The organism is Streptomyces sp. NBC_01314, from assembly GCF_041435215.1.
Taxonomy (GTDB): Bacteria; Actinomycetota; Actinomycetes; order Streptomycetales; family Streptomycetaceae; genus Streptomyces.
Window position 1 is genome coordinate 3,392,668 of record NZ_CP108394.1, and the last position, 20,993, is coordinate 3,413,660.

General features: G+C 71.1%; 13 protein-coding genes. 3 read left to right on the plus strand and 10 right to left on the minus strand.

Features of this window, described 5'->3' with window-relative positions:
• Positions 1-64 precede the first annotated feature (64 nt).
• From OG622_RS14845 to eccB, 5 genes are all read right to left on the minus strand, one after another.
• Positions 65-1,834, minus strand: coding sequence for a hypothetical protein (locus tag OG622_RS14845; protein ID WP_371584096.1), 1,770 nt, complete (start codon positions 1,832-1,834; stop codon positions 65-67).
• A 2-nt stretch (positions 1,835-1,836) separates the two neighbouring features.
• Positions 1,837-2,283 (minus strand): hypothetical protein, encoded by a 447-nt coding sequence (locus tag OG622_RS14850; protein ID WP_371584097.1) that lies wholly within the window; start codon positions 2,281-2,283, stop codon positions 1,837-1,839.
• 488 nt (positions 2,284-2,771) lie between these two features.
• Entirely contained in the window at positions 2,772-3,977 is a 1,206-nt protein-coding gene (locus tag OG622_RS14855; RefSeq protein WP_371584098.1) for an IS256 family transposase, read from the minus strand.
• A 480-nt stretch (positions 3,978-4,457) separates the two neighbouring features.
• On the minus strand, positions 4,458-5,789 hold the full coding sequence (gene mycP / locus OG622_RS14860) for a type VII secretion-associated serine protease mycosin (protein WP_371576518.1): 1,332 nt from the start codon (positions 5,787-5,789) through the stop codon (positions 4,458-4,460).
• A 25-nt stretch (positions 5,790-5,814) separates the two neighbouring features.
• On the minus strand, positions 5,815-7,338 hold the full coding sequence (eccB, locus tag OG622_RS14865) for a type VII secretion protein EccB (protein ID WP_371576520.1): 1,524 nt from the start codon (positions 7,336-7,338) through the stop codon (positions 5,815-5,817).
• Between the two features lie 204 nt (positions 7,339-7,542).
• Between eccB and eccE the strand changes: the two genes are divergently transcribed.
• From eccE to OG622_RS14880, 3 genes are all read left to right on the plus strand, one after another.
• A complete protein-coding gene (eccE, locus tag OG622_RS14870; protein WP_371576522.1) occupies positions 7,543-8,916 on the plus strand; it encodes a type VII secretion protein EccE in 1,374 nt (457 codons plus the stop codon).
• Positions 8,916-9,695: a hypothetical protein gene (locus tag OG622_RS14875; RefSeq protein ID WP_371576524.1), complete on the plus strand. Its 780-nt coding sequence runs from the start codon at positions 8,916-8,918 to the stop codon at positions 9,693-9,695. Before eccE ends, OG622_RS14875 begins: the two co-directional genes overlap by 1 nt.
• Positions 9,696-9,991: 296 nt before the next feature.
• A complete protein-coding gene (locus tag OG622_RS14880; protein WP_371576526.1) occupies positions 9,992-13,762 on the plus strand; it encodes an SCO5717 family growth-regulating ATPase in 3,771 nt (1,256 codons plus the stop codon).
• Between the two features lie 96 nt (positions 13,763-13,858).
• On the opposite strand, the gene OG622_RS14885 is transcribed toward OG622_RS14880, so the two are convergent.
• The 5 genes from OG622_RS14885 to OG622_RS14905 all read right to left on the minus strand — a co-directional run bounded on the left by OG622_RS14885 (position 13,859) and on the right by OG622_RS14905 (position 20,885).
• A complete protein-coding gene (locus OG622_RS14885) occupies positions 13,859-14,812 on the minus strand; it encodes a bifunctional riboflavin kinase/FAD synthetase (protein ID WP_371576527.1) in 954 nt (317 codons plus the stop codon).
• Between the two features lie 135 nt (positions 14,813-14,947).
• Complete coding sequence (locus OG622_RS14890; RefSeq protein WP_371576529.1) at positions 14,948-18,853, minus strand: trypsin-like peptidase domain-containing protein; 3,906 nt, start codon at positions 18,851-18,853, stop codon at positions 14,948-14,950.
• A gap of 308 nt (positions 18,854-19,161) precedes the next feature.
• Positions 19,162-20,076, minus strand: coding sequence for a tRNA pseudouridine(55) synthase TruB (truB, locus tag OG622_RS14895; RefSeq protein ID WP_371576531.1), 915 nt, complete (start codon positions 20,074-20,076; stop codon positions 19,162-19,164).
• Entirely contained in the window at positions 20,073-20,519 is a 447-nt protein-coding gene (gene rbfA, locus OG622_RS14900; RefSeq protein ID WP_371576533.1) for a 30S ribosome-binding factor RbfA, read from the minus strand. The genes truB and rbfA overlap by 4 nt, the downstream gene beginning before the upstream one ends.
• A gap of 72 nt (positions 20,520-20,591) precedes the next feature.
• Positions 20,592-20,885, minus strand: a complete 294-nt coding sequence (locus tag OG622_RS14905) for a DUF503 domain-containing protein (protein ID WP_371576535.1) — start codon at positions 20,883-20,885, stop codon at positions 20,592-20,594.
• Positions 20,886-20,993 lie beyond the last annotated feature (108 nt).

Below are 20,993 nucleotides of genomic sequence, written 5' to 3' on the forward strand. Positions count from 1 at the left end.
AGCCCGCTCGGCTCGTCGGCTGGTCGCTGACGTCATCGTGTTCCGTGTCCTCGCTCGTACTCGGTCAGTTGGCGACCGGCGGCACATCACGCCGCGGCCTGTTGGGCAGGTGCGTCTCTCCGTCTTCGACCCGGTGGTCGGGACGCGGCGATCCCTGGGCGTTCCCATCGTCACCGGGAGCAGCGTGGCCAGGGCCGCGCACGAGACCGGCGCCGCCGCGTGTCAGGCCGTTGCGCTCTGCTCCCGCAACGGAGTTGCGTGCGGTCGGCCTGCCCGTGACAGCCTCGGATGCCGCCGCACCACCACGAGGGGGCGTCGCGCTTGCACTCGACCTCGCCGTGGACCCGGGCGATCCGAAAGCGCCATGCTGCCCGGGACGACCAGTAGCGAGCCCTGAGTTGGCCCCTTCCTGGCCGCCGACGACCGTCCCGCGAGGAATCCTGGCGCCGCCCTGCGCAGAAGCCCTGGTGGCGGCCCTGGGCTGTCCCCCGACAACTCCGTTGGCCCGACCAGCTCCGGTCACGGGACCGTTGTTCGTCCGCGGAGCAGCCGTGCCGCCAACCCGCGGCGCACCACCAGTGACGGCTCGACCCATCGGGGACGAATGCGATCCGGGAGCCAAGCCTCTGGCAGTGGGCTGGCCGGTCGAGGTGGCACGCCCCATCTGGTTCGCAGGTCCTTGCGCCGTCGAGCGCCCAGGACCTGAATTGATCGAACCGGGCGGAACAGTGCGCCCCTGAGCCGACGCAGGGGTACGAAGACCACCTGTTCCGCCCGGGTTCCGGCCTGATGTGCTGTTGGAGACCGGCGTCCCGAGGCTGCCCTCGAACATCCCCGACTGTCCGCCACCCGGAGCAGGGGTACTCCATGCCGACGGAGTGTGGCCGGACACGGGTGTGGTCGTGGACGGTGGCAGCGTGCCGACGCCGTCGATATTGGTGCGGACGGGCTCGTCGGGGTGCGTGGTCTTGCCGGTAATATCCTTTGTGAACCTGGGGTTGTCGCTTACGCCGTGCCGAGTGGCATCGTCCGTCACGGTAGCGTGATGGCCCAGGACAGTTGCCGTTCCGGACTCTCCATTCGCACCCGAGGCAGATTCGCCGGGGCGATATTCTTTCGCAGGCCGCGGAACTCCGACGTCAGGCATGGCCGTGAACTCCGGCGCCTTGTCCTTGGCAGGCAGGGACGCCAGCACCTCTTCGGACACCGCGTAGTACGACGCCAACCGATTCATCTGGTTGATCGCCTCTTGACGATCCTTCTCCACGCGTACGGCGGCCGTGTACTCGCTCTTGTCCGCGACTTTCTCAGCCTCAGTGAAGTGCTCGGGCCGCTTCCGGCTCGGTTCCGGATCACGAGACGGCATGGCACCGCGCACAGACGCAAGGCCCACGGCGGCAGCGGTGATCTGGTCCCCTGCCGAACCGGAGAAGTCACTCAAGTGATGCGCGTTGGTGACGAGTGAACTACCCCATTTACGGAAGGCATCACCCGACTCCCCGACCCAGTGAACGTTTTCGATGTGGCCTTCGAGTTCGTCAGCTGCCGCCTTGATGGCGTCGCGCGCATCCCACAGAGCCTTGCCCGAGGACTCCAGGTCCTCTGGTTCCGTCTGCTCGACGAGGTCAATCAGTTGATTGAGGCTGAAGTCGCGTTTCTCAAAGTCCGTCCGATCCGCGATGGTCCGCCCGAGCGAGCTATCCACGAAGGCCGAGCGCACCATGCGGTTGAGCAACCCGGCTTGCGGACGGTCCTCAAACCCTCGGACAATATCCGCGACACCGTTCTGCCCCTCGACGCGGTCGAAGTCCGCCTCGTGTCGTTTATCAGTCATGGTCACATCACCACGGTGGGGTTGTCGCCGACGCGCTGCTTGGCATCCTTGGCGTCCTGAATCTCCGTGATCTCTCCTTGGATGGCATAGAACCGCCGACGCAGTTCCTCCTCAAGGTTGTCGAAACCCCGATGCGCACCCTGAACCGCGATGGCGGTCGCCTCGATCTGCAGATGCAGGGTCTTGGACAAGGACGTGAGTTCGTGATGGACCCGGTTGTACTGCGTGTACAAGCCGTCAGCCTCAGGGAAGATGCCGTCCGCCCCCGCACTCAGGGACGTGGACCTGATGGTCTGAGCGCCCACCTTCGTCGGGTTGCCGGCCGACGTCTCGAGGTCGCGCAGAACCGCGTCCACCCGCTTCACGAACTTGTCCAGCGCCTCACCACTGGCCTCCAGGTTCGCAGCCCTGGCCGCTGACACGCCCCCCGCCATGTCTACCGGCAGCACGACGCCCTCCCCGTTTCCCCGTTTCCCCGTACATCCATCGGCCGCAACCGGATCGAGACCGACCAACCACTCACCGTACGATCGCAAAGCGCGCCGCACCTCACAACGCTCTCGCTGTCACTGTAGTCAACGTGAACAACGGGACCAACAGCGATGCGCGACGGGTCCGTTACGGGACCTATCAGCTGCCCACTTTGCCCTTCTTGCCTGTTCGCTGCGAACGAATGACCACCCATACGGACGACGGCGCCGCGCGTCTGCGATCTTCATCAGGCTTCGCAGACGATCGATCGCGCCTCCGCGTCATCTCCGTGCGCGAGACGAGTGGCGCCCTCATCCTCGGTCAACAACCGAAGCAGCAGGCGGAGTCCGAACCCTCCCAAGACTTGCCTTCACACGCACTCCCCACCTCGGCAGCGAATCCACACACAACAGCTGTGCCCGAAACCGGGTGTGTCAACTTAACGGCTGATCTTGGTTGTTGAAGGTCAGTTGTTGCTCGGGGTGAGGCGGCCTTCGAAGGCGATCTGGAAGGCGTTCAGGGGCGCCTTCCAGCGCATGGTCCACCGCTTGCGGCCCTTGCCGGTCGGGTCCAGGCTCATCAGCGCCATGTAGATGCACTTCAAAGCGGCGGCCTCGTTGGGGAAGTGCCCGCGGGCGCGGACAGCCCTGCGGATGCGGGCGTTAACGCTCTCGATCGCGTTCGTGCTGCAGATGACCTTGCGTATCTCGACGTCGAAGGAGAGGAAGGGCACGAACTCGGCCCAGGCGTCCGACCACAGCTTCACGATCGCCGGATACTTCCCTCCCCAGGACTCCTGGAACTCCAGGAACCGCTCCGTCGCCGCATCCTCGCTGGGTGCGGTGTAGACGGGCTTGAGCGCCCCTGCGACCTTGTCCCAGTCCTGACGGGCGGCGTAACGGAACGAATTGCGCAGCAGGTGAACCACGCACGTCTGGACAATCGTGCGGGGCCAGACGGCCTCCACCGCATCGGGAAGGCCCTTGAGCCCGTCGCAGACGAGCATGAGCACGTCGTCCAGGCCGCGGTTCTTCAGCTCCGTGAACACGTGCAGCCAGTACTTCGCGCCCTCGCCGCCGTCGCCGGCCCAGATGCCGAGGATGTCGCGGGTGCCGTCCACGGTCACCGCCATCACCACGTAGATCGGACGGTTCGCGACCTTTCCTTCCCTGATCTTCACGTTGATGGCGTCCACGAACAGGACGGGGTAGACGCGGTCGAGGGGCCGGTTCTGCCATTCGGCCATGCCGTCCATGACCTTATCGGTGATGGTGGAGATGGTCTGTTTGGACACCTCCGCTCCGTAGACCTCGGCGAGATGAGCGGAGATCTCTCCGTGAGTGAGGCCCTTCGCGGACAAGGAGAGCACCATCTCGTCGACGCCGGTCAGACGCCGTTGGCGCTTCTTGACGATCTGCGGCTCGAAGCTGCCGGCGGTATCGCGCGGCACCCTCACCTCCACCGGGCCGACATCGGTCAGCACGGTCTTCGCCCGGGTCCCGTTGCGGCTGTTGCCGTTGTTCTTCCCGGCCGGATCGTGCTTCTCGTAGCCGACGTGGTCGGTGATCTCGCCCTCCAGAGCGGACTCGAGCACTCGCTTCGTGAGCTGTTGCAACAGCCCGCCCTCGCCGGTCAGTTGCAGCCCCTCGTTTCGGGCACGGTCAACGAGCATCGCAACGAGCTGCTCGTCCGACACCGCACTCGTCGGTGCCTGAACCACCTGCTCGGCCTGCTCGTTCTCCACGACGGTCTCCGTCATCAGACGCATCTCCTTGATCAGCAGATCCGCCGTTGATTAGACACTCCCCGGAAACCTGCCTGGGCCGGGTTGCCAACTTGAGTGGCCACCACACCATCGGAACAGCGGCACAGCGACGCGAGGGCTGCCGACCGAGCGCACGGGGGAAGCGTTGTGCGCCACCATGTCCTCGATGAGGGTCGCGTAGTCATCGAAGTAGTAGGGTGTCGACGACCTGGTCGGTCGGGTAGGGGGAGCCGTCGTCGAGGGCCCCGTACACGCGCTGGTCAGCTCGTTGTTCGCCCGCGCCGCGTCATCGGGAGACACCGAAGCGCTGGATGGCCAGGAAGATGCCGAGGCCGGCCATGGCCAGAAGTGCGGTGGACAGGATCAGGCACAGTTCGGTCAGTTCGGTCAGCGCGTCCGTGTGTCGTCGCTTAGCGGTCCCGACCGGCGCTGCCTGCGCCGTCCGTCACGGATCGCCACCGCCGTGCCGCCCAGGCCCGCCACGAGCACCAGGCCGCCCACGACCACGTACGTCGCCAGGCGGGTGTTCCGTTCTTCCGCCGTCTCGCCGAACTGCAGCGGGGTGACCGCAGGGGCCTCGCCCTTGGTCACCCCGTCCTCGGGCTTCGGACTCTCGACCGGGCGCTCGGGGTCCGCGTCCGTCAGGGCTTTGACGGGGTCGACCACTCCCCAGCCGACGAGAGGGTCGTGGCCGGGGATCGAGCGTTCCGCCGTCTGCTCGATCTGGGCGACGATCTGCTGGGCTGTCCATTTCGGGTACTTGGACTTCAGGAGGGCCGCCACCCCGGCGACGTACGGCGCCGAGAAGCTCGTTCCGTTGTCGGAGCAGTGGCCGCCGCCGGGGACTGTGGAGATCATGTCGACGCCGGGGGCCGCCACCCCTACGAAATCTCCTGATTGTGAGAAGGAGGCCCGTTCGTTGTTGCGGTCGGAGGCCGCCACCGCCAGGACGCCCTCGTACGACGCCGGGTAGGTGACCTTGACGTTGCCGCCCAGGCCGTCGTTGCCGGCCGAGGCGACGACCACGACGTCGCTGCCGAGGGCGTGTTCGACGGCCGCCTCCAGCCGAGCGTCGGGTCTTACGGCGTTGGCCGTGTCCTGCGAGATGTTGATGACGTCGGCGCCCTCGTCGACCGCGTGGCGGATCGACGACGCCAGGGTGAGGGCCGTTCCGTCGCCCTCCGCGTTGTTCTGCTTGATCGGGATGATCTCGGCGTCCGGGGCCAGGCCCACGAAACCGGTCCCCTTCAGCGGTCGGGCCGCGATGATGCCTGCCACGCGCGTGCCGTGGCCCACCGTGTCGGTGGTGCCCTGGCTGTTGCCGCGGTCGATCTTCTCGCCCCTGGAGTTCTTCGTGGGGAGGTAGTTCGCACCCCTGGAGGCGTCCACGGCCTTGGTGAGCTGGGGGTTCTTGACATCCACCCCGGTGTCGATCACGGCCACTCGGACGTTCTTCCCCGTGGACAGGGCCCACAGCTCGTCGAGGTTGACGCGTTGCAGCGCCCAGGGGCGGCCCGCGTAGTTCTTCGACGAGAACGTGCACTGGCCGCCGTCCGCCCGGGCGGTGGTCGCGGGCAGGGCGAGCACCGGGGTGGTGGCGATCAGCGCGGTCGCGGCGGCCAGGGCCGCCGGCCTCGCGCCCCGGCCGCTTCGGAGCCCCCATGTCCCCGCGTTCCGGCTGCTCCGCGCGTGCAGCGCCCTCACGTTCGCTTTCGACATCGCTTCGCTCCCCTCCACCGCGCGTCTACGAGCCCTGCGGCTGCCGCGCCGCCGCCTCCGACAGGCGCGGTCCCGTCGGCAGGAACGTCGACCACTGCACAGGGACCGGTGAGGGCGTCACCTTCTCGTAGCCGAGCCGGGTCTGGGCGATCTTCGCCTGGTTCAGCTCCTCCTCGCGCCGCTTGGCGGAGGTACCGACGCCCTCGTCGTCGGTGACGCTGTCGCTGTTGGACTGCAGGGCATAACGCAGGCCCGTGTCCGTCACCAGGAAGACGCCGCCCGCCGTCGTCTCCGTGCCCTGGAACTGGCGGTACAGCTGGCCGGACCCGGGAGTGACGTACGCGCTGGAGGAACCGGTGGGCAGTCGAGCGGGGAAGTCGGTACCAACCCAGGTGGACAGCTTCGTCCTCCCCTTCGAGCCGACCGAGAGCAGAACGTTGCAGACAGTGTTGCGACCGGAGGTGGCCTCGGTGCCGTCGTTCACCGTCTTCGGCCTGAACGTCGGCCAGGTCTTGTCAGCCCCGAAGGTCGTGCTGTCGGCGACCGCGCCGGGATGTACCTGTTGCGCCTCGCCCGCCTGCCCGACGCCGACGAGGTCACCACTGTTGAGCAGCAGCGTGGCGACGAACTCGGAGACACGGGCCACCTCGCCCGGCAACACCACGTAGTACTGCATCCGTTGGCCGTCGTATGCCTTGATGACCTCGCCGACCTTGTCGTACTGCTCAAGGCCGGTGGAGGCGTTCGCCTTCGAGCCGGGCGTGCCGTCGATCCCCGGGATGGAGATCGGGTCACCCTTGTGGAGGGTGTCGAGCCATTCCTGTGACACTCGCTGCGGGTCTCGGCCCTGGGTGTCGAGGGCCTTGAGCAGCTCGGTGTCGGCCGGGTCGGCCAGTTGGTACGCGGTGCCCCGGGCGTCGACCACGTACCGGGTCCTCTCGTCCGGGCCGACGACATACATCAATTCGCCGCCGGAGAGTTTGTTGGCACCGCCCGTCCGGGAGAACTCCTTCTCGGCCAGGACGAACGCGGCCTTCTGGATGGCGCGGCCGCCGTCACCTGGACGCTCGCACACCGCCCAGCGCTTGGCGATCTCCGCCTCGTCCGCGGAGGGCAGGCGGTCGGGGGCGTAGGGGATCCCGATCGTGGCACCGTGCGGTGGCTTGCCGCTGTCCAGGATCTTCTCGTCGACGGTGATGACGTCGGCCTTGCCGGGGTCCAGGAGCAACTTGGCCGACGCCATGTTGAGAACGGGATGGAGCTGCTTCTGGCCGTCAGTCTTCAGCACCACGTACCGGGTGGTGGAGTCGCTCGCCACGATGACGTGCTCCTCCGCCTTGTCCCAGCCCTTGGGTGCCGTCGGGCTGAACATGCCGATGCCCCCGAAGACCGCGAGTATCACCACGCCGATGATGACGCCGGGCCACAGCGCCCTCAGTGGTTTGGGGGCACCTTCCTCCGAGCCCGACGGAGATGGCTGAAGGAAGGATGCGAGCGTACGGCGCTTCGCGAAGGTGTAGGCGTTGAGTTCGTCCCGCCGTGATGCCATCTGTGTCCGCTCTCTCCCCGTGCGGAGCCATGGGGGACCTGTGAAGATCCGTCCCCGTCCTCGATCGCCTCTGGTGCCCAGGCTGTCAGAGGCGCCCCCTACTATGCCTGTTGCGTGACTGTGCTGATGGCGCGGGCAGGGTGCTCAGGCTTCGAAGGGCGCTGGGCGCAAGGGATTTCGGGAGAGTTCGGGGGTTTTGGAGCAATGGCTTCCGCAACACGGGGCCGGTCGCGATCGCAACCGGGTGACGCGCGCCGGTCGCGTTCGCACGGTTCCTCCTCCCCCGATCCAACAGCGCGGTCGGGAGCGGCACCTGGCGCCTCCCCGTCATCCCGCGGGTCCGTCTCACCTCATCTGATGTCCCGCTCGGGGCACAGGGGTTCGTTCGCGGTACGGCGGCTGGTGATGCTGGAGACGGCGGCCGCTCTCGTGGTGGCCGGATGGCTCCTCGGCACGCTCGCGCTCGTTTCGGCGATCGTGGCCGCCGCGGTGCTGGTCGTACTCGCCCTCGTGCGACGCCGTGGGCACTCCCTGCCTGAGTGGTTGGGCTCACTGCTGGCGCTGCGGGCCCGGATGCGCAGGGCCGCGAGCACGCCCCTGTCCCCGGGGGTCGATCCGGGTCTCGCGCCTGCCGTGGAGTGTGATCCGAGTCTGCGGACGTACAGCTTCAACCGCGGCGATCGCCGCGATCAGCGGCCGGTCGGCATGGTGGGTGACGGAGGATTCCTCACCGCGGTGCTCCAACTGGAGTCGGACACCGGTGCCCTGCGCGCCGAGCGCGGTCGTCGGCCACTGCCTGTCGCACTCGTACAGGACGTCCTGGAGGTCGATGGCATCGTGCTGGAGTCGGCGCAGGTCCTGGTACACACGCAGCCGGCGCCGGCGCTGCACCTGCCCCAGCAGTCGGTCGTGGTGAGCAACTACGCGCCGCTCCAGGCACAGACCGGGGCTCCCGCGGTACGCATCATGTGGATCGCGTTGAAACTCGACCCCGAGTTGTGCCCGGAGGCGGTGGCCGCGCGCGGCGGCGGTCTGCGCGGGGCGCAGAAGTGTCTCGTAAGGGCGGCGGAGCACTTGTCCAGTCGGCTGACGGGCGCCGGCTTCCGGGCGAACGTCCTCACGGAGGAGGAGCTGACGGCCGCGATCGCCACCTCCGCGTGTGCCAACCCGATGGTGACCGCGCAGGCCGCACAGACGGGGCCGGACGAAGCGCCGCAGCGGCGGACCGAGGAGTCCAGCCGCAGCTGGCGCTGTGACAACCGTCGGCACACCACGTACTGGGTGCGCCGCTGGCCTCAACTGGGCGGCTCCGGCACCTCGCTGGCGCAGTTGGTGGCACAGCTGACCACGGTTCCCGCGCTGGCGACGACCTTCAGTCTGACGCTGGCGAAGGGGGGCCGACAGGATGTGGCCATCACCGGCCACCTTCGCATCACGGGCCGCAGCAACCAGGAGTTGACCGACGCGCGGCGTGATCTGGAGCACGCCGCGCGGCAGGCGCGGACCGGACTCGTGCGACTGGATCGTGAGCAGCTTCCCGGTGTTCTCGCCACCCTGCCGCTCGGAGGTGCCCGCTGATGACCGTCACGACATCGCTCTCGCCGTCATCCTCGTCCGGACCCGAAGGCGCTCCGGGGCCAAGGGGGTTCACGCAGCGGCTGCGCACCGGGTTCGGGCTGCTGGGCCCCCGGCACCCGCGTCACACGTTGCCCGTGGAGCAGGTGGGTGCGCTCTCCCTGCCCATCGGAGACGACGGTGTGGTGGTGGGCGTCGACCAACAGGGCAGGCCCGCCGTCCTCGGCATCAACCGCCCGACCCCGTTCGACGTCGTCCTCATCGGCGGCCTGTGGACGGCACAGGTCCTCGCGCTGCGCGCGGCGGCGACGGGGGCGCGCGTGGCCGTGGAGACCGCGCGTGGGCAGGCCTGGATGCCGTTGGTGCACGCCATGGGCGGCGGGCAGAACGGCCTGGCCGTGTACGACGTGGGGCGCGTACCACCACAGGGCGCGTCGGCCGGCACCCCGGTGCTGGTGGTGCGTGACTGCGGCATGCGGCCACCGCGCGGACGCGTGACGTCGGCGCCCTGGCAGTCCGTACTCACGCTTCTTCCGTATCTGAGTCCGGTCGCGCCGCGATTGATGCGCCAGGCTCGTCTTGTGGGCGTCCAGCGGGTGTCGCCGGACGAGGCGACGGAGATCGGACGCGTGATAGGGCTCCCGCACCCCGAGATACGGTCGCTGCCCGGGCTGCAGGACGGCATCACGCTGTGGTGCGCGGAGCGGGACCGCCAGTACGTGATGACGCAGGCCACGGACGCGGAGACCGGTCTCCTGGGCGTGGCACGTCGTATGGACTGAACCGACGGTGGGGACGAGCTGGACGCGTGAAGATCGAGTCCAGATACTATGTCCAAGTTGATACATTTTTGCGGCACTTGAGTACTTCGTCGAGGCCGATCGGGGGAGACGGGCCTGCCGGGCCCGCGGTTTTGATGATTAGGCTGGGGTGCAGCACGTCGCTGGTTGCCCGCGCGCGGGTGGTACGGACTGTGCGACTTGACCCGGGGCCCGAGGGGGGCCAGCCCGGCGAATCAGACGACAGGAACGGTCGCCCCAGCACGGCATGAGGGTGCTCGACCACACCAGGAGGAACTGTGAGCAGCGATCGGGACGGGATGCGCGGGGGCTGGGCCACACCCGACGATGACCAGCCCGACGCGGAGTCCGCCATCGAGATGACGGGCGAGTTCACCATCGACTACGCGCCGCCTGCCTGGTACACGCAGAACGCCCCGTCGGGAGTGGCCGGTTCGGAACCGGGCGCGGGTACGGGTGCCAATGCTGGTGCCGATACGGGTGCGGGTGTGGGTGCCGGGGGCGTTCCTCCGGTCGGCGGTGCCGCGACGCCTCCGTTCGCGCCGCCGGTCGGTCCTCCGGTCGACATGTCCGGCGTGCCCGGTTCGTTTCCGCCGCCCTGGCCCCCGTTGGCCGCCGCGCCCCAGGTCGGCGGCGGCGGGAACGAGGGGGACATCGAGAGCGGCGCGACCATGCGGATCTCCGCCGGCGCGTTGAAGCGTGAGATCGGGGACGCGGCTACCGCCCAGGGCGCCTCCGGCACGGGGACGAGTGCGGCTGCGGGCTCGCCTTCGGGTGCGGTGCCTGGCGCCGGTGTGGGTGTGGGTGTGGGTGCGAATGCTGCTTCCGGTGGTGCAGCGGGTGCCGCTGACTTCGAGCTGAACTCGCCGCAGGCGGCGAGCCCGGAGTCTGGGAGCGCCGGGGGCCCTGACGGCGGGTCCGTGGCCGCTGGCGGCGAGGGTGCCGGGGTCCCTGACGCCGGGGATGTACCGGAAACCGCTACGGCCGCGGATGCCCCGCAGCCTGAGGAGCCGGACAGCGCCGGTGCCGATGCCGGTGCGCATGCGGATGCCGGTTCCGGTTCCGGTTCCGGTTCCGATGGGGATAGCGGTGACGGTGATGCCGCCGTCGCGCAGCCCACCGAGGCCGTGTCGTCCGCCGAGGCCGTGTCGTCCAGCGAGGGTCAGGACGCGCAGGGCGGGAACGGTCAGGGCAGCGACGGCGGTGTGGCCGACGAGGGTTCGGTCGCCAGGGATGCGTCCGGCGAGGCCGGTGTCGCCGTGGGCGAGCCGGCCGGGGGTGCCGTGGCCCCGGATGCCGTCTCCGACGGGGCCGAGCCGACGGAAGCCGCCCCTCAGGGCGCCGTTGCGTCGCAGAGCGCCGTCCCGCAGGATCTCCCGTCTCAGGGCTCCGACCCACAGGCGGCCGCACCTCAGCACCCCGCATCGCCGGGCCCCGGCCCCCACGACGCCCCCCCTGTCCCCGCCCAGCCCACGGACGGCACCGCCCCCGGCACCGAGCCCCGGGACGCCGCGCCGCAGACCGCCGAGCCCCAGGCCGCCGCACCTCAGCCGGGGGCCCCCCAGGGTGCCGCGCCCGCTCCGGGAGCCCCCGGAGACGTACCGCAGACGCCTCCGGTCTGGACGCCGCCGACGCCGACACCGCAGGGTGGGCTTCCGCCGTTGCCGCCCGCGTACCAGCCGGCCGCGCCCGCGGCGCCTGCCTCGGGAGCGCAGTGGCCCCCGACCGGGCCGTCGGCGTCGGCGTACCCCGAGGTCGCCGGCCAGCAGCCGACAGCCGCGCAGGGCGGGCCGTCCATGCCGCCGCAGCAGCCGTTCCACCCGCAGGCCCCGCAGGGTGCGCCCGCGGCCTGGGGCACCCCGATCGACGCCACCCCCGGCGGCGCCTCCGGCGTCCCTGGCGCTCCTGGTGCGCCTGACACCCCCGGTGTCCCCATGTCACCCGGCGTGCCCGACGCCTCCGCTACGCCGAACGCCCCGGGTCCGACACCTCCGCCGCCCGGCCGGCAGCCGCCAGCCGGGCAAGCCCCCGACGCCCCCTCCCCCGCTGGTTACGGCTTCCCGCATCCCGGCGGGCCCGTACCTCCGCAGGCGCCCATCCCTCAGCAGGGCGGCTACGGCTTCCCCCAACCCCCGGCACAGCCCGGGCACCCCGGCCAGCCGGTGCAGTCGGGGGGACAGCCAGGCCAACCTGGCATCCACCCTCCCGCCGGACCCCCTGCCCAGGCCATCCCCGGTTACGGCTTCCCGCACCCCGGCGCACCCGTACCCCCACAGGCGCCCATCCCTCAGCAAGGCGGCTACGGCTTCCCCCAACCCCCGGCACAGCCCGGGCACCCCGGCCAGCCAGCCGCCGCCGCACCCCCGGCCCAGCCGGGGCACCCGGGCGCCCCCGCCCCCCAGGCCGGCTACGGCTTCCCGCCCTCCCCTGCCCCCGGCACCCCTGGCGCACCGGGCGCCCCCTACGCAACCCCCCAGAGCCCGCCCAACTCCCCCACTCCTCCGAGCGGCTACGGCTTCCCCCAGCCCCCCGCTCAGCCCGGCCATCCGGAGCACCCCGGCTACCCGGGGCACCCCCAACCCCCCTTCCCCGACCAGCCCGGACACCCGGTACAGCCCGCCCAGGCAGCGCACCCGGACCACCCCGGCCAGTCAGGCCACACCGGTCAGCCTGGTCATCCCGGTGGGCACCCGTACCCCTCCGCTCCCTCCGCTCCTACCGCCCCCGTCGACCCCCGCACCGGCGCGGCCTGGCCGCAGCCCGTGCAGCATGACCAGCGGCAGCCCACCAACCCCGGTGTGGCGCCGCTCGGTTACACGGCCGCGGTGGAGTTGTCGTCCGACCGGCTGCTGAACAGCAAGAAGCAGAAGACGAAGAGCAGCCGTCCGGGGTCGGGCGGCGGGCTGTTCAAGCTGGGCGGGAAGAAGGAGGAGGCCGAGCGGCAGCGGAAGCTGCAGTTGATCAGGACGCCGGTGCTGTCCTGCTACCGCATCGCGGTCATCAGCCTCAAGGGCGGCGTGGGCAAGACGACCACCACCACGGCCCTCGGCTCGACGCTCGCCACCGAGCGGCAGGACAAGATCCTCGCGATCGACGCCAACCCGGACGCGGGCACGCTCGGCCGTCGCGTGCGGCGCGAGACCGGGGCGACCATCCGCGACCTCGTCCAGGCGATCCCGTACCTCAACTCGTACATGGACATCCGCCGGTTCACCTCCCAGGCGGCCTCCGGGCTGGAGATCATCGCCAACGACGTGGACCCCGCCGTCTCCACGACGTTCAACGACGAGGACTACCGGCGCGCGATCGACATCCTCGGCAAGCAGTACCCGATCATCCTCACCGACTCGGGCACCGGCCTGCTCTACAGCGCCATGCGCGGCGTGCTCGACCTGGCCGACCAGCTCATCATCATCTCCACCCCGTCCGTGGACGGTGCGAGCAGCGCCAGTACGACACTGGACTGGCTCTCCGCGCACGGGTACCAGGATCTGGTGGCACGTTCCATCACGGTCATCTCGGGAGTGCGCGACACCGGCAAGATGATCAAGGTGGAGGACATCGTCTCCCACTTCGAGACGCGCTGCCGCGGTGTCGTGGTCGTACCGTTCGACGAACACCTGTCCGCCGGCGCCGAGTTGGACCTCGACATGATGCGGCCGAAGGTGCGGGAGGCGTACTTCACGCTTGCCGCGATGGTCGCCGAGGACATCGCCAGGCACCAGCAGTCGCACGGCCTGTGGACGTCGGACGGCAACCCGCCGCCGGTGGTCGCCCCGCCGATGCCCGGCCAGCAGATGCCCGGTCAACAGCCGTACCCGCAGCAGCCGGGCCAGCCGCAGCCGCACCCCGGCCAGCCCTACCCGGGTCAGCCGGCCCCCGACCAGGCTCCACAGCCCTACGGCTATCCCGGCCAGCCGGCACCGGGCCAACCCGCTCCGGGCCAGCCGTACGCACCCCAACAGCCGCAGCATCCGCAGCATCCGCAGCATCCGCAGCATCCGCAGCAAGGCCAGCCCTACCCGCCCGCTCCGCCGCAGCAGCAGTAGCAGAAGGCAGAAGTCGAACAGGACACAACAAAGGGCCCGTGCCGTTCATGATCCACGAACGGTTACGGGCCCTCTGCCATGTCCAGCCTTCGGGAGTTACTCCCCCTGATACGCCCCGATCAGCTCCCGGCACCTCTTCACGTCCTCGCCCATCGCCACGAGCAGCGCGTCCAGCGAGTCGAACTTCGCCTGGCCGCGCACGTAGGCGAGGAAGTCGACGGCGACATGGAGGCCGTAGAGGTCGAGTCCGACACGGTCGATGGCGTACGCCTCGACCGTGCGCTCGGTGCCGTCGAACTGCGGGTTCGTGCCGACGGAGATCGCGGCGGGCATGGCCTCGCCGTCGACGTGCAGCCAGCCGGCGTAGACGCCGTCGGCAGGGATCGCGGTGTGCGGGAGGGTCTCGACGTTGGCCGTCGGGAAACCCAGTTCGCGGCCGCGCTGGGCGCCGCGCACGACGACGCCCTCGACGCGGTGGGGGCGGCCGAGGATCTCGCGCGCGCCCTCGACGTCGCCCTCGGCGACCAGCCGTCGGGTCAGGGTCGAGGAGAACGGCTGTCCGCCGCCCGCCTCACCGGTGACGAACAGGTCGACGACCTCGACGTCGAAGTCGTACGTCTTGCCCTGCTCGGCCAGGAACGCCACGTCCCCGGCGGCCTTGTGGCCGAAACGGAAGTTGGGGCCCTCGACGGCGGCCTTGGCGTGCAGCTTGTCGACCAGGACCTTGACGACGAAGTCGGCCGGCGACAGCCGCGAGAACTCGGTCGTGAAGGGCAGGATCAGCACCGCGTCCACGCCCAGCTCGGCCATCAGTTCGGCGCGGCGGTGGTGCGGGGCGAGCAGCGGCGGATGAGTGCCGGGGCGCACGACCTCGCTGGGGTGCGGGTCGAAGGTGACGGCGACGGACGGAACGCCCAGCTCACGGGCGCGTTCCACGGCGTGCCGGAGGATCAGCTGGTGCCCGCGGTGCACCCCGTCGTAGGAACCGATGGTGACCACGCTGCGCCCCCAGTCCTCGGGGATGTCCTCCAAGCCACGCCAGCGCTGCACTGTGACCGCTCCTCGTCGAACCCGTGTCCGTATTGACGCCTAACCCTTGCGCAGGTCTAAGGGTGCCATGCCCGGTGCCTTCGGCCCGCATCGGCATCCGGGCTGTGACCCGGAGCACGGGAAACTCGCCCCGTTTCACGCGGACACCCGCACCCCCGGCACCCCCGCCAGGTTCTCGATCATCCGGCGGGTGCTCGGCCCGACCACAGCCGCCCACTCCTGGGGCGTGCCGCTGAGCCAGCCGGCCACCAGCCCCGCGAACCCGGGCACATGGCGGGCCAGATCGACGAGCGCCCAGTCGAATCGGGTCGCCCCTTCGGGCGTACGGACGAGAAGCATGCCGACCCGGTGGACCAGCGACCGAGTCGCCGCGCTGTCCCCCGTGCCTCCTGTGTCCCATGTCCCTCCTGTGCCTCCCATCTCCGCTGTCACTCCGCGCGCGGCGGCCGCCCGCAGCAGCGCGTCGAGGACGGACGGGTCCCGCTCGGTCGCCATCAGCAGGTCAAGCAGTTCGCGCCGCAGCGGGCCGGAGGCGGGCGTGCCCGGCTCGGCGAAGACCGCCGCGAGGGCCGCGCGCACCTGCACGGGACCGTCGACGATGAGGCCGCTGGCCAACGGGAACAGAACGGCGCGGGTGCCCGGACCGTGCTCCAGCCTGCGGTCGACATACGCGGCGACGTGCCCGGCCACCTCGGGGCGCAGTTCGACGACCTCCCGGACGAGGGTGGTGACGCGGCGCGCGAGGCCGGGCGTGGTGACCTCGGCGAGGGTGCGCAGGGTCTCCCCGTCGGAGCCCTCGGCGCCCGGAGTCCGCAGCCGGGCGCGGAAGGCGTCCAGGACCGGGTCCGGGTGGGTGACGAGCGCGGTGACCAGGGCGCTCGCGGGCAGCTGCGGGTCGCCGGCCGCGAAGCGTTCCAGCGCCTGCGGCAGATACCGCGACCTGGTCCCCACATCCCGTACGAGCAGGGCGAGGGCGCCGCTGTGCAGGGTGACGTCGGCGGGGCGGCCCAGCAGGGCGAGCGCCGCGTGGCGGAGCAGCTCGCGGTCGGCCTCCGTGCTCACGTGCGGAGCGGTCCGCAGCCCGTACGCGAGCCCCGCGACCCGCCGCGCCGGGCGCTCGTCGTGCGCCCACCGGTCGACGGCCCGGCACACCGCGGAGGGCTCCTCCTCGGACAGTACGGCGAGCAGCTCGTCGCCGCGCCGGTGCGCGCTGTCGACCAGTGCCTCCGTCAGGTCGTCCGGGGCGCATCGCCGGTGTGTGTGCAGCAGCGCCTGCGCGGCCGTCGCCACGGTGGCGTCGGGGGTCGCGACCAGCGGGGTGTCGTCGAGGAACCAACGGGTGAGCAGCGGTTGTACGGCGCCGGGGTCGGCCGCGAGGAGGCGGGAGACCACGTCCAGATAGCGGGACCCCTCGCCGGTGGCCGGGTCGGCGACGACCAGGCGTCGCAGGAGGTCGAACCGTTCCGCCTCGGGCAGCGGCAGCGACGCCCAGAAGTCCGGCCCGAACTCCCCCGGCACGCCCCGGCCCTGGACCCGCCAGGCCCCGATCCGCTCGGTGAGGAACCGCAGCACCCGGGTGTACGGCGTCGCGTCGGGCACCCGGTGCAGGACCTCGGCCAGGAGGCGGGTGGCCCACCAGGTGGGGTCGTCGGGTGCTGCCGGGGCGCCCGGCGGCAGCAGCGCGTCCAGGGCGTCGAGCAACTCCTCCAGGCGCCCGGCGAGTTCGGTGGGCCCCTGCTGACGGCCGAGGAGGAGCAGCGCGTGGACGACAGGGCCGACGCGGTGACGGGGCACGGGGAGGTCGCGGGTGGCCCGGCGCGCGTGGCGGCGGACGCGGGCCTCCGACGGCATGGTGCCCCAGCCCCGCCGCGCCTCGGCCTGCGCGACCCAGCCCCGGTACACCAGCGCGTGCAGGGCCGCGTCGAGGTCCAGGTGCGCGCCCTGGATCCAGTCGGCCAGCTCCTCGTGGGCGAAGCGGTAGCCGTCGCCCGCGGGGACGAGCAGCCCCTCGGTGAGCACGGCCGAGGCCCAGCCGGTGGTGCCGCCGAGCCGCCGCCCCGGCACCGACCCCCAGGGGAACACCGCCTCGAACGCCGCCCGGTCCAGCTCCCCCTGCCCGGGCCCCAGACACCGCCGGGCCGCCTCGTGCACCTGCCCGGAGACCTGCGCCGCGAGCCGCCGTACGGCCGTGCCCCGCACCCCGTTCACCACGGCGAGCCGCACGGCCACGCGCAGGCACATCAGGTCCAGGTAGGCGGCCAACACTTCGTCCCGACCGGGCCGGGCCTGGCCGGCGGAGAACACTCCCGTGCCCGGGGAGGGCGCCCCCGGACCGGCGGAGGATGCTCCCCTGCCCGGAGAGGGTGCCGCCGAACCGGCGGAGAACGCACCCGTGCCGGGCGGTCCGGCGGAGGCGCCATCCTCGCCGGGCCGCCCGTCCGGGGTGTCCGGCAGCGCCGCCCGTACTTCGGACAGGAGCCGCAGGGTGAGCGGATGCCGGGCGTCGGGCCCGGCGAGCGCGTCCTCGGGGATCCCGTACCTGAGCCGGGCCCGCCTGGCCTCGCCCTCCGTCAGATCACCGAGCCGCACGCACGCGGGCAGCGGCTGCCCCTCTCCGCCGGACACCTCCCCGTGCAGCAGCTCCGACGGGAACTGCGCCCCGGCCCGCTCCCAGTACTCGGCACGGCAGGCCACCACGAGCCGAGCCCCGTTCTCCCGCAGCCACTCGACCGTCCCGGCGGTCCATTCGGCCAGCCGGTGCGCGAGCGTCGGCGGCATCTCCTCGGGCCCGTCCAGAAGCAGCAGCATGGGCCGCCCCTGCGCCACGGCGAGCCGGGCGAGCCGCTCCGGCCGGATGTCCCCCAGCTCGCCGCCGTACCGGCCGGCCGGCGACCGTCCCACCTCGCCCAGCCGGTCTCCCGGAACCCCCGACATCGGCGAAGCCGACGAAGCCCCGGCCGACACGCCCCACTCCCCCGACGTGCCCCACTCCCCCCACGCGCCCTCGTGTCCCGTCGTGCCCTCCGTGGCCGACGCCGCCACGATCCGCCCCGCCCGTTCCAGCGCGCGCCGTGCCGCGTCCGCCAAGGAGGCGTCGTCGGAGAGGAGGTCGGCGCCGCGCAGCCACAGCGTGGGCGCGGGCTCGGACCCACGGCCGCGCCGGGCGGCGAGGGCGGCCAGTTCCGTCGTACGGCCGCTGCCGGGTGGGCCGACGAGGCCGAGGACCGTAGCCGGGCCGTCGGCGAAGGTGGTGAACTCCCTTACGACATCGACCCGTTCGACGGGTTCGGCGCCGGACGCCGCGACGGCCCCGGCACCCGCCCCCGGCCCGTCCGACCCCACGGTGGTGGCCGTGAGCTCCAGCACCCCGGCCAGGTTCAGATCCGTCCCGTACGCGGCCACGGTCGCCGCGTTGCGTGCGAGCAGCTCGGCCAGCGGCTGCTCGGCCCGCCACCCGCGCAGGGGTACGGCGAAGCCCGTGGTCCGGTGCTGTGCCTCCAGCGCCGTGCCGAGGATCCCCACCACGGCTCCAGTGGTCGCATCGACGACGGGTCCTCCGGCCGCGCCCCCGCCCAGCCGCAGCGCCTCGCTCCCGGCCGTGCCGATCGCCAACTCCAGGACTGCGCGCAGCAGATGGAAACCGTCGGTCGCGGTGTACGTGACGTCCGCCGTGCCCAGCACCCGTGCCTCGCGCCAGCCACCGGCCGCGATACGGACGTACGCGCCCGTCCCGACGTCGTCCCGCAGGGCGAAGGGCAGCGGGTCCACGCACAGCCCCTCGGTGCGGATGAGCGCGAGATCGAGGGCGGGCAGCGGGGTCACCGCGTCGGAGGTCACCACACAGACGCGGTCGCCGGAGGCGTGCACCACGATCCTGGCCAGTCCGTCCACCGCCTCGTGGCTGGTGACGACCGTGCCGTGGTGATCGGCCACGAAGCCCGTGCCGCGCGGTCGTCCCGCCAGATCGCCGACCCGCACCAGGACTTCGTCCCGCGCCGCCCGGCGGCCGTCGTCGGTTGCCCGACGGCCCCGTACCGCCATGTCCAGACCTCCCCGTCGTACCTGTGTTCCGACGGTAGGCACGTGAAGATCAGCGGAAAAGATCCCCTGGCGAACGCGCCCCCTTCCGCTCCCTCGGTTCACTCCGAGCGCCTGCACGAAGGGGTGAATAGCCCCGAGCAGATGGATACACCTCTGGGTGGGGGAACCGAGGGGGGACCGTGGAGCGGCGGGCACAGCAAGCCCCGTGACCGCCGCTCCACGCTCCGCCGGGCTGAGCCGAAGTACGCCGGGTGCCTCCGGCACCGGCCGGGCCAGGGGCTGCGCCCCTGAAAGAGCCGAGCTCGCCCTCAGCCGAAGACCGCCAGGCTCTTGGCCTTGCCCTTCTGACTCTCCACCAGGGCCAGGAAGCGGCCGGTGGGGTCGAAGACGGCCACGGCGCCGCGCTCCGCGTACTCCTCGGGCATCTCCAGGCGTACCCCGTTCAGCAGCAGCCCCGCCCCCCGGTCGTCCACGTCCCAGCGGGGGAACGCGGCCGTCGCGGCCTCGGCGATCGGCATCACGGCCAGCTCCTCCTGGTGCTGGTCGAGGGTCCGCGCGGAGTCCAGCTTGTACGGCCCCACGCGCGTCCGGCGCAGCGCGGTGAGGTGGCCGCCGACGCCCAGGCCGGCGCCCAGATCGCGGGCGAGGGCCCGGATGTACGTCCCGGAGGAGCACACCACCGACACCACCAGGTCGAGGACCGGGGTGCCGTCCTCGGCGACGGCGTCCCGGACGTCGTAGACCGCGAAGGAGGAGACGGTGACGGGCCGGGCGGGAATCTCGAAGTCCTCGCCGTCCCGGGCCCGCTTGTACGACCGCACGCCGTTGATCTTGATGGCGCTGACCTTGGACGGCACCTGCATGATCGCGCCGGTCAGCTCGGCCACACCGGCGTCGACGGCGTCCCGGGTGACCTTCGACGCGTCGACCGACGCCGTGATCTCGCCCTCGGCGTCGTCGGTGACCGTCGTCTGCCCGAGCCGGACGGTCCCCAGGTACTCCTTCTCGGTGAGCGCGAGGTGACCGAGCAGCTTGGTCGCCTTCTCCACCCCCAGGACGAGCACCCCGGTGGCCATGGGATCGAGAGTCCCCGCATGCCCGACCCGCCGGGTCCTGGCGATGCCCCGCATCTTGGCGACGACATCGTGCGAAGTGAAGCCCGACGGCTTGTCGACGATGACAAGGCCGTCGGGCGTGGTGTTCTTCTGACGCTGCTCGGTCATTCGGCGGCGTCGTCCTCGTCGTCACCCGGCTTGCGGTACGGGTCTGCCTCACCGGCGTACTTCGCCCCCGACGCGCTCTCGCGCACCTGGGCGTCCGAGGCCCGCGCCTTGTCGAGGAGGTCGTCGATGGTCTTGGCGGTGTCCGGGAGGGCGTCGGCCACGAAGGTGAGGGACGGCGTGAACTTCACACCCGCGGCACGGCCGACCTCGGAACGGAGGATGCCCTTGGCGCTCTCCAGCCCCGCGGCGGCCGCCGCCCGCTCCTCGTCGTCCCCGTAGACCGTGTAGAAGACGGTCGCCTCCCGCAGATCCCCGGTCACCCGGGTGTCCGTGATGGTGACGTGTGAGCCGAGCCGCGGGTCCTTGATCCCACGCAGCAGCTTCTGGGCCACCACCTCCCGGATGAGGTCCGCCAGCCTCTTGGCACGCGCGTTGTCGGCCACTGGTCCGTCTCCTAGCTCGTTCTGCGTTACTGACTGCGTTACTGCTGGTTCTTGAATTGTCTCTGCGACCGGTCAGTCGTCGTCACCGTGCAACCGCCGTCTGACCGAGAGCAGTTCCACCTCGGGGCGCCCGGCGACCAGCCGCTCGCACCGGTCCAGGACGTCGGTCAGGTGCCCCGTGTCACCGGACACCACCGCCAGCCCGAGCACGGTCCGGCGGTGCAGATCCATATGGTCGACCTCCGCCGCACTCACCGCGAACTTGCGTTGCAGCTCGGCCACTATCGGACGGACGACGGAGCGCTTCTCCTTCAGCGACCGTACGTCGCCGAGCAGGAGATCGAAGGACAGAGTCCCCACGTACATGTGTGTATCCGGTTCACCCGCCGGTACGGGATAGATGGCCCGCCCACAGCCCGGGGCAGGAACATCAGAACCGTACAACGAAAGGCGGACACCCTCGACGGGATTGTT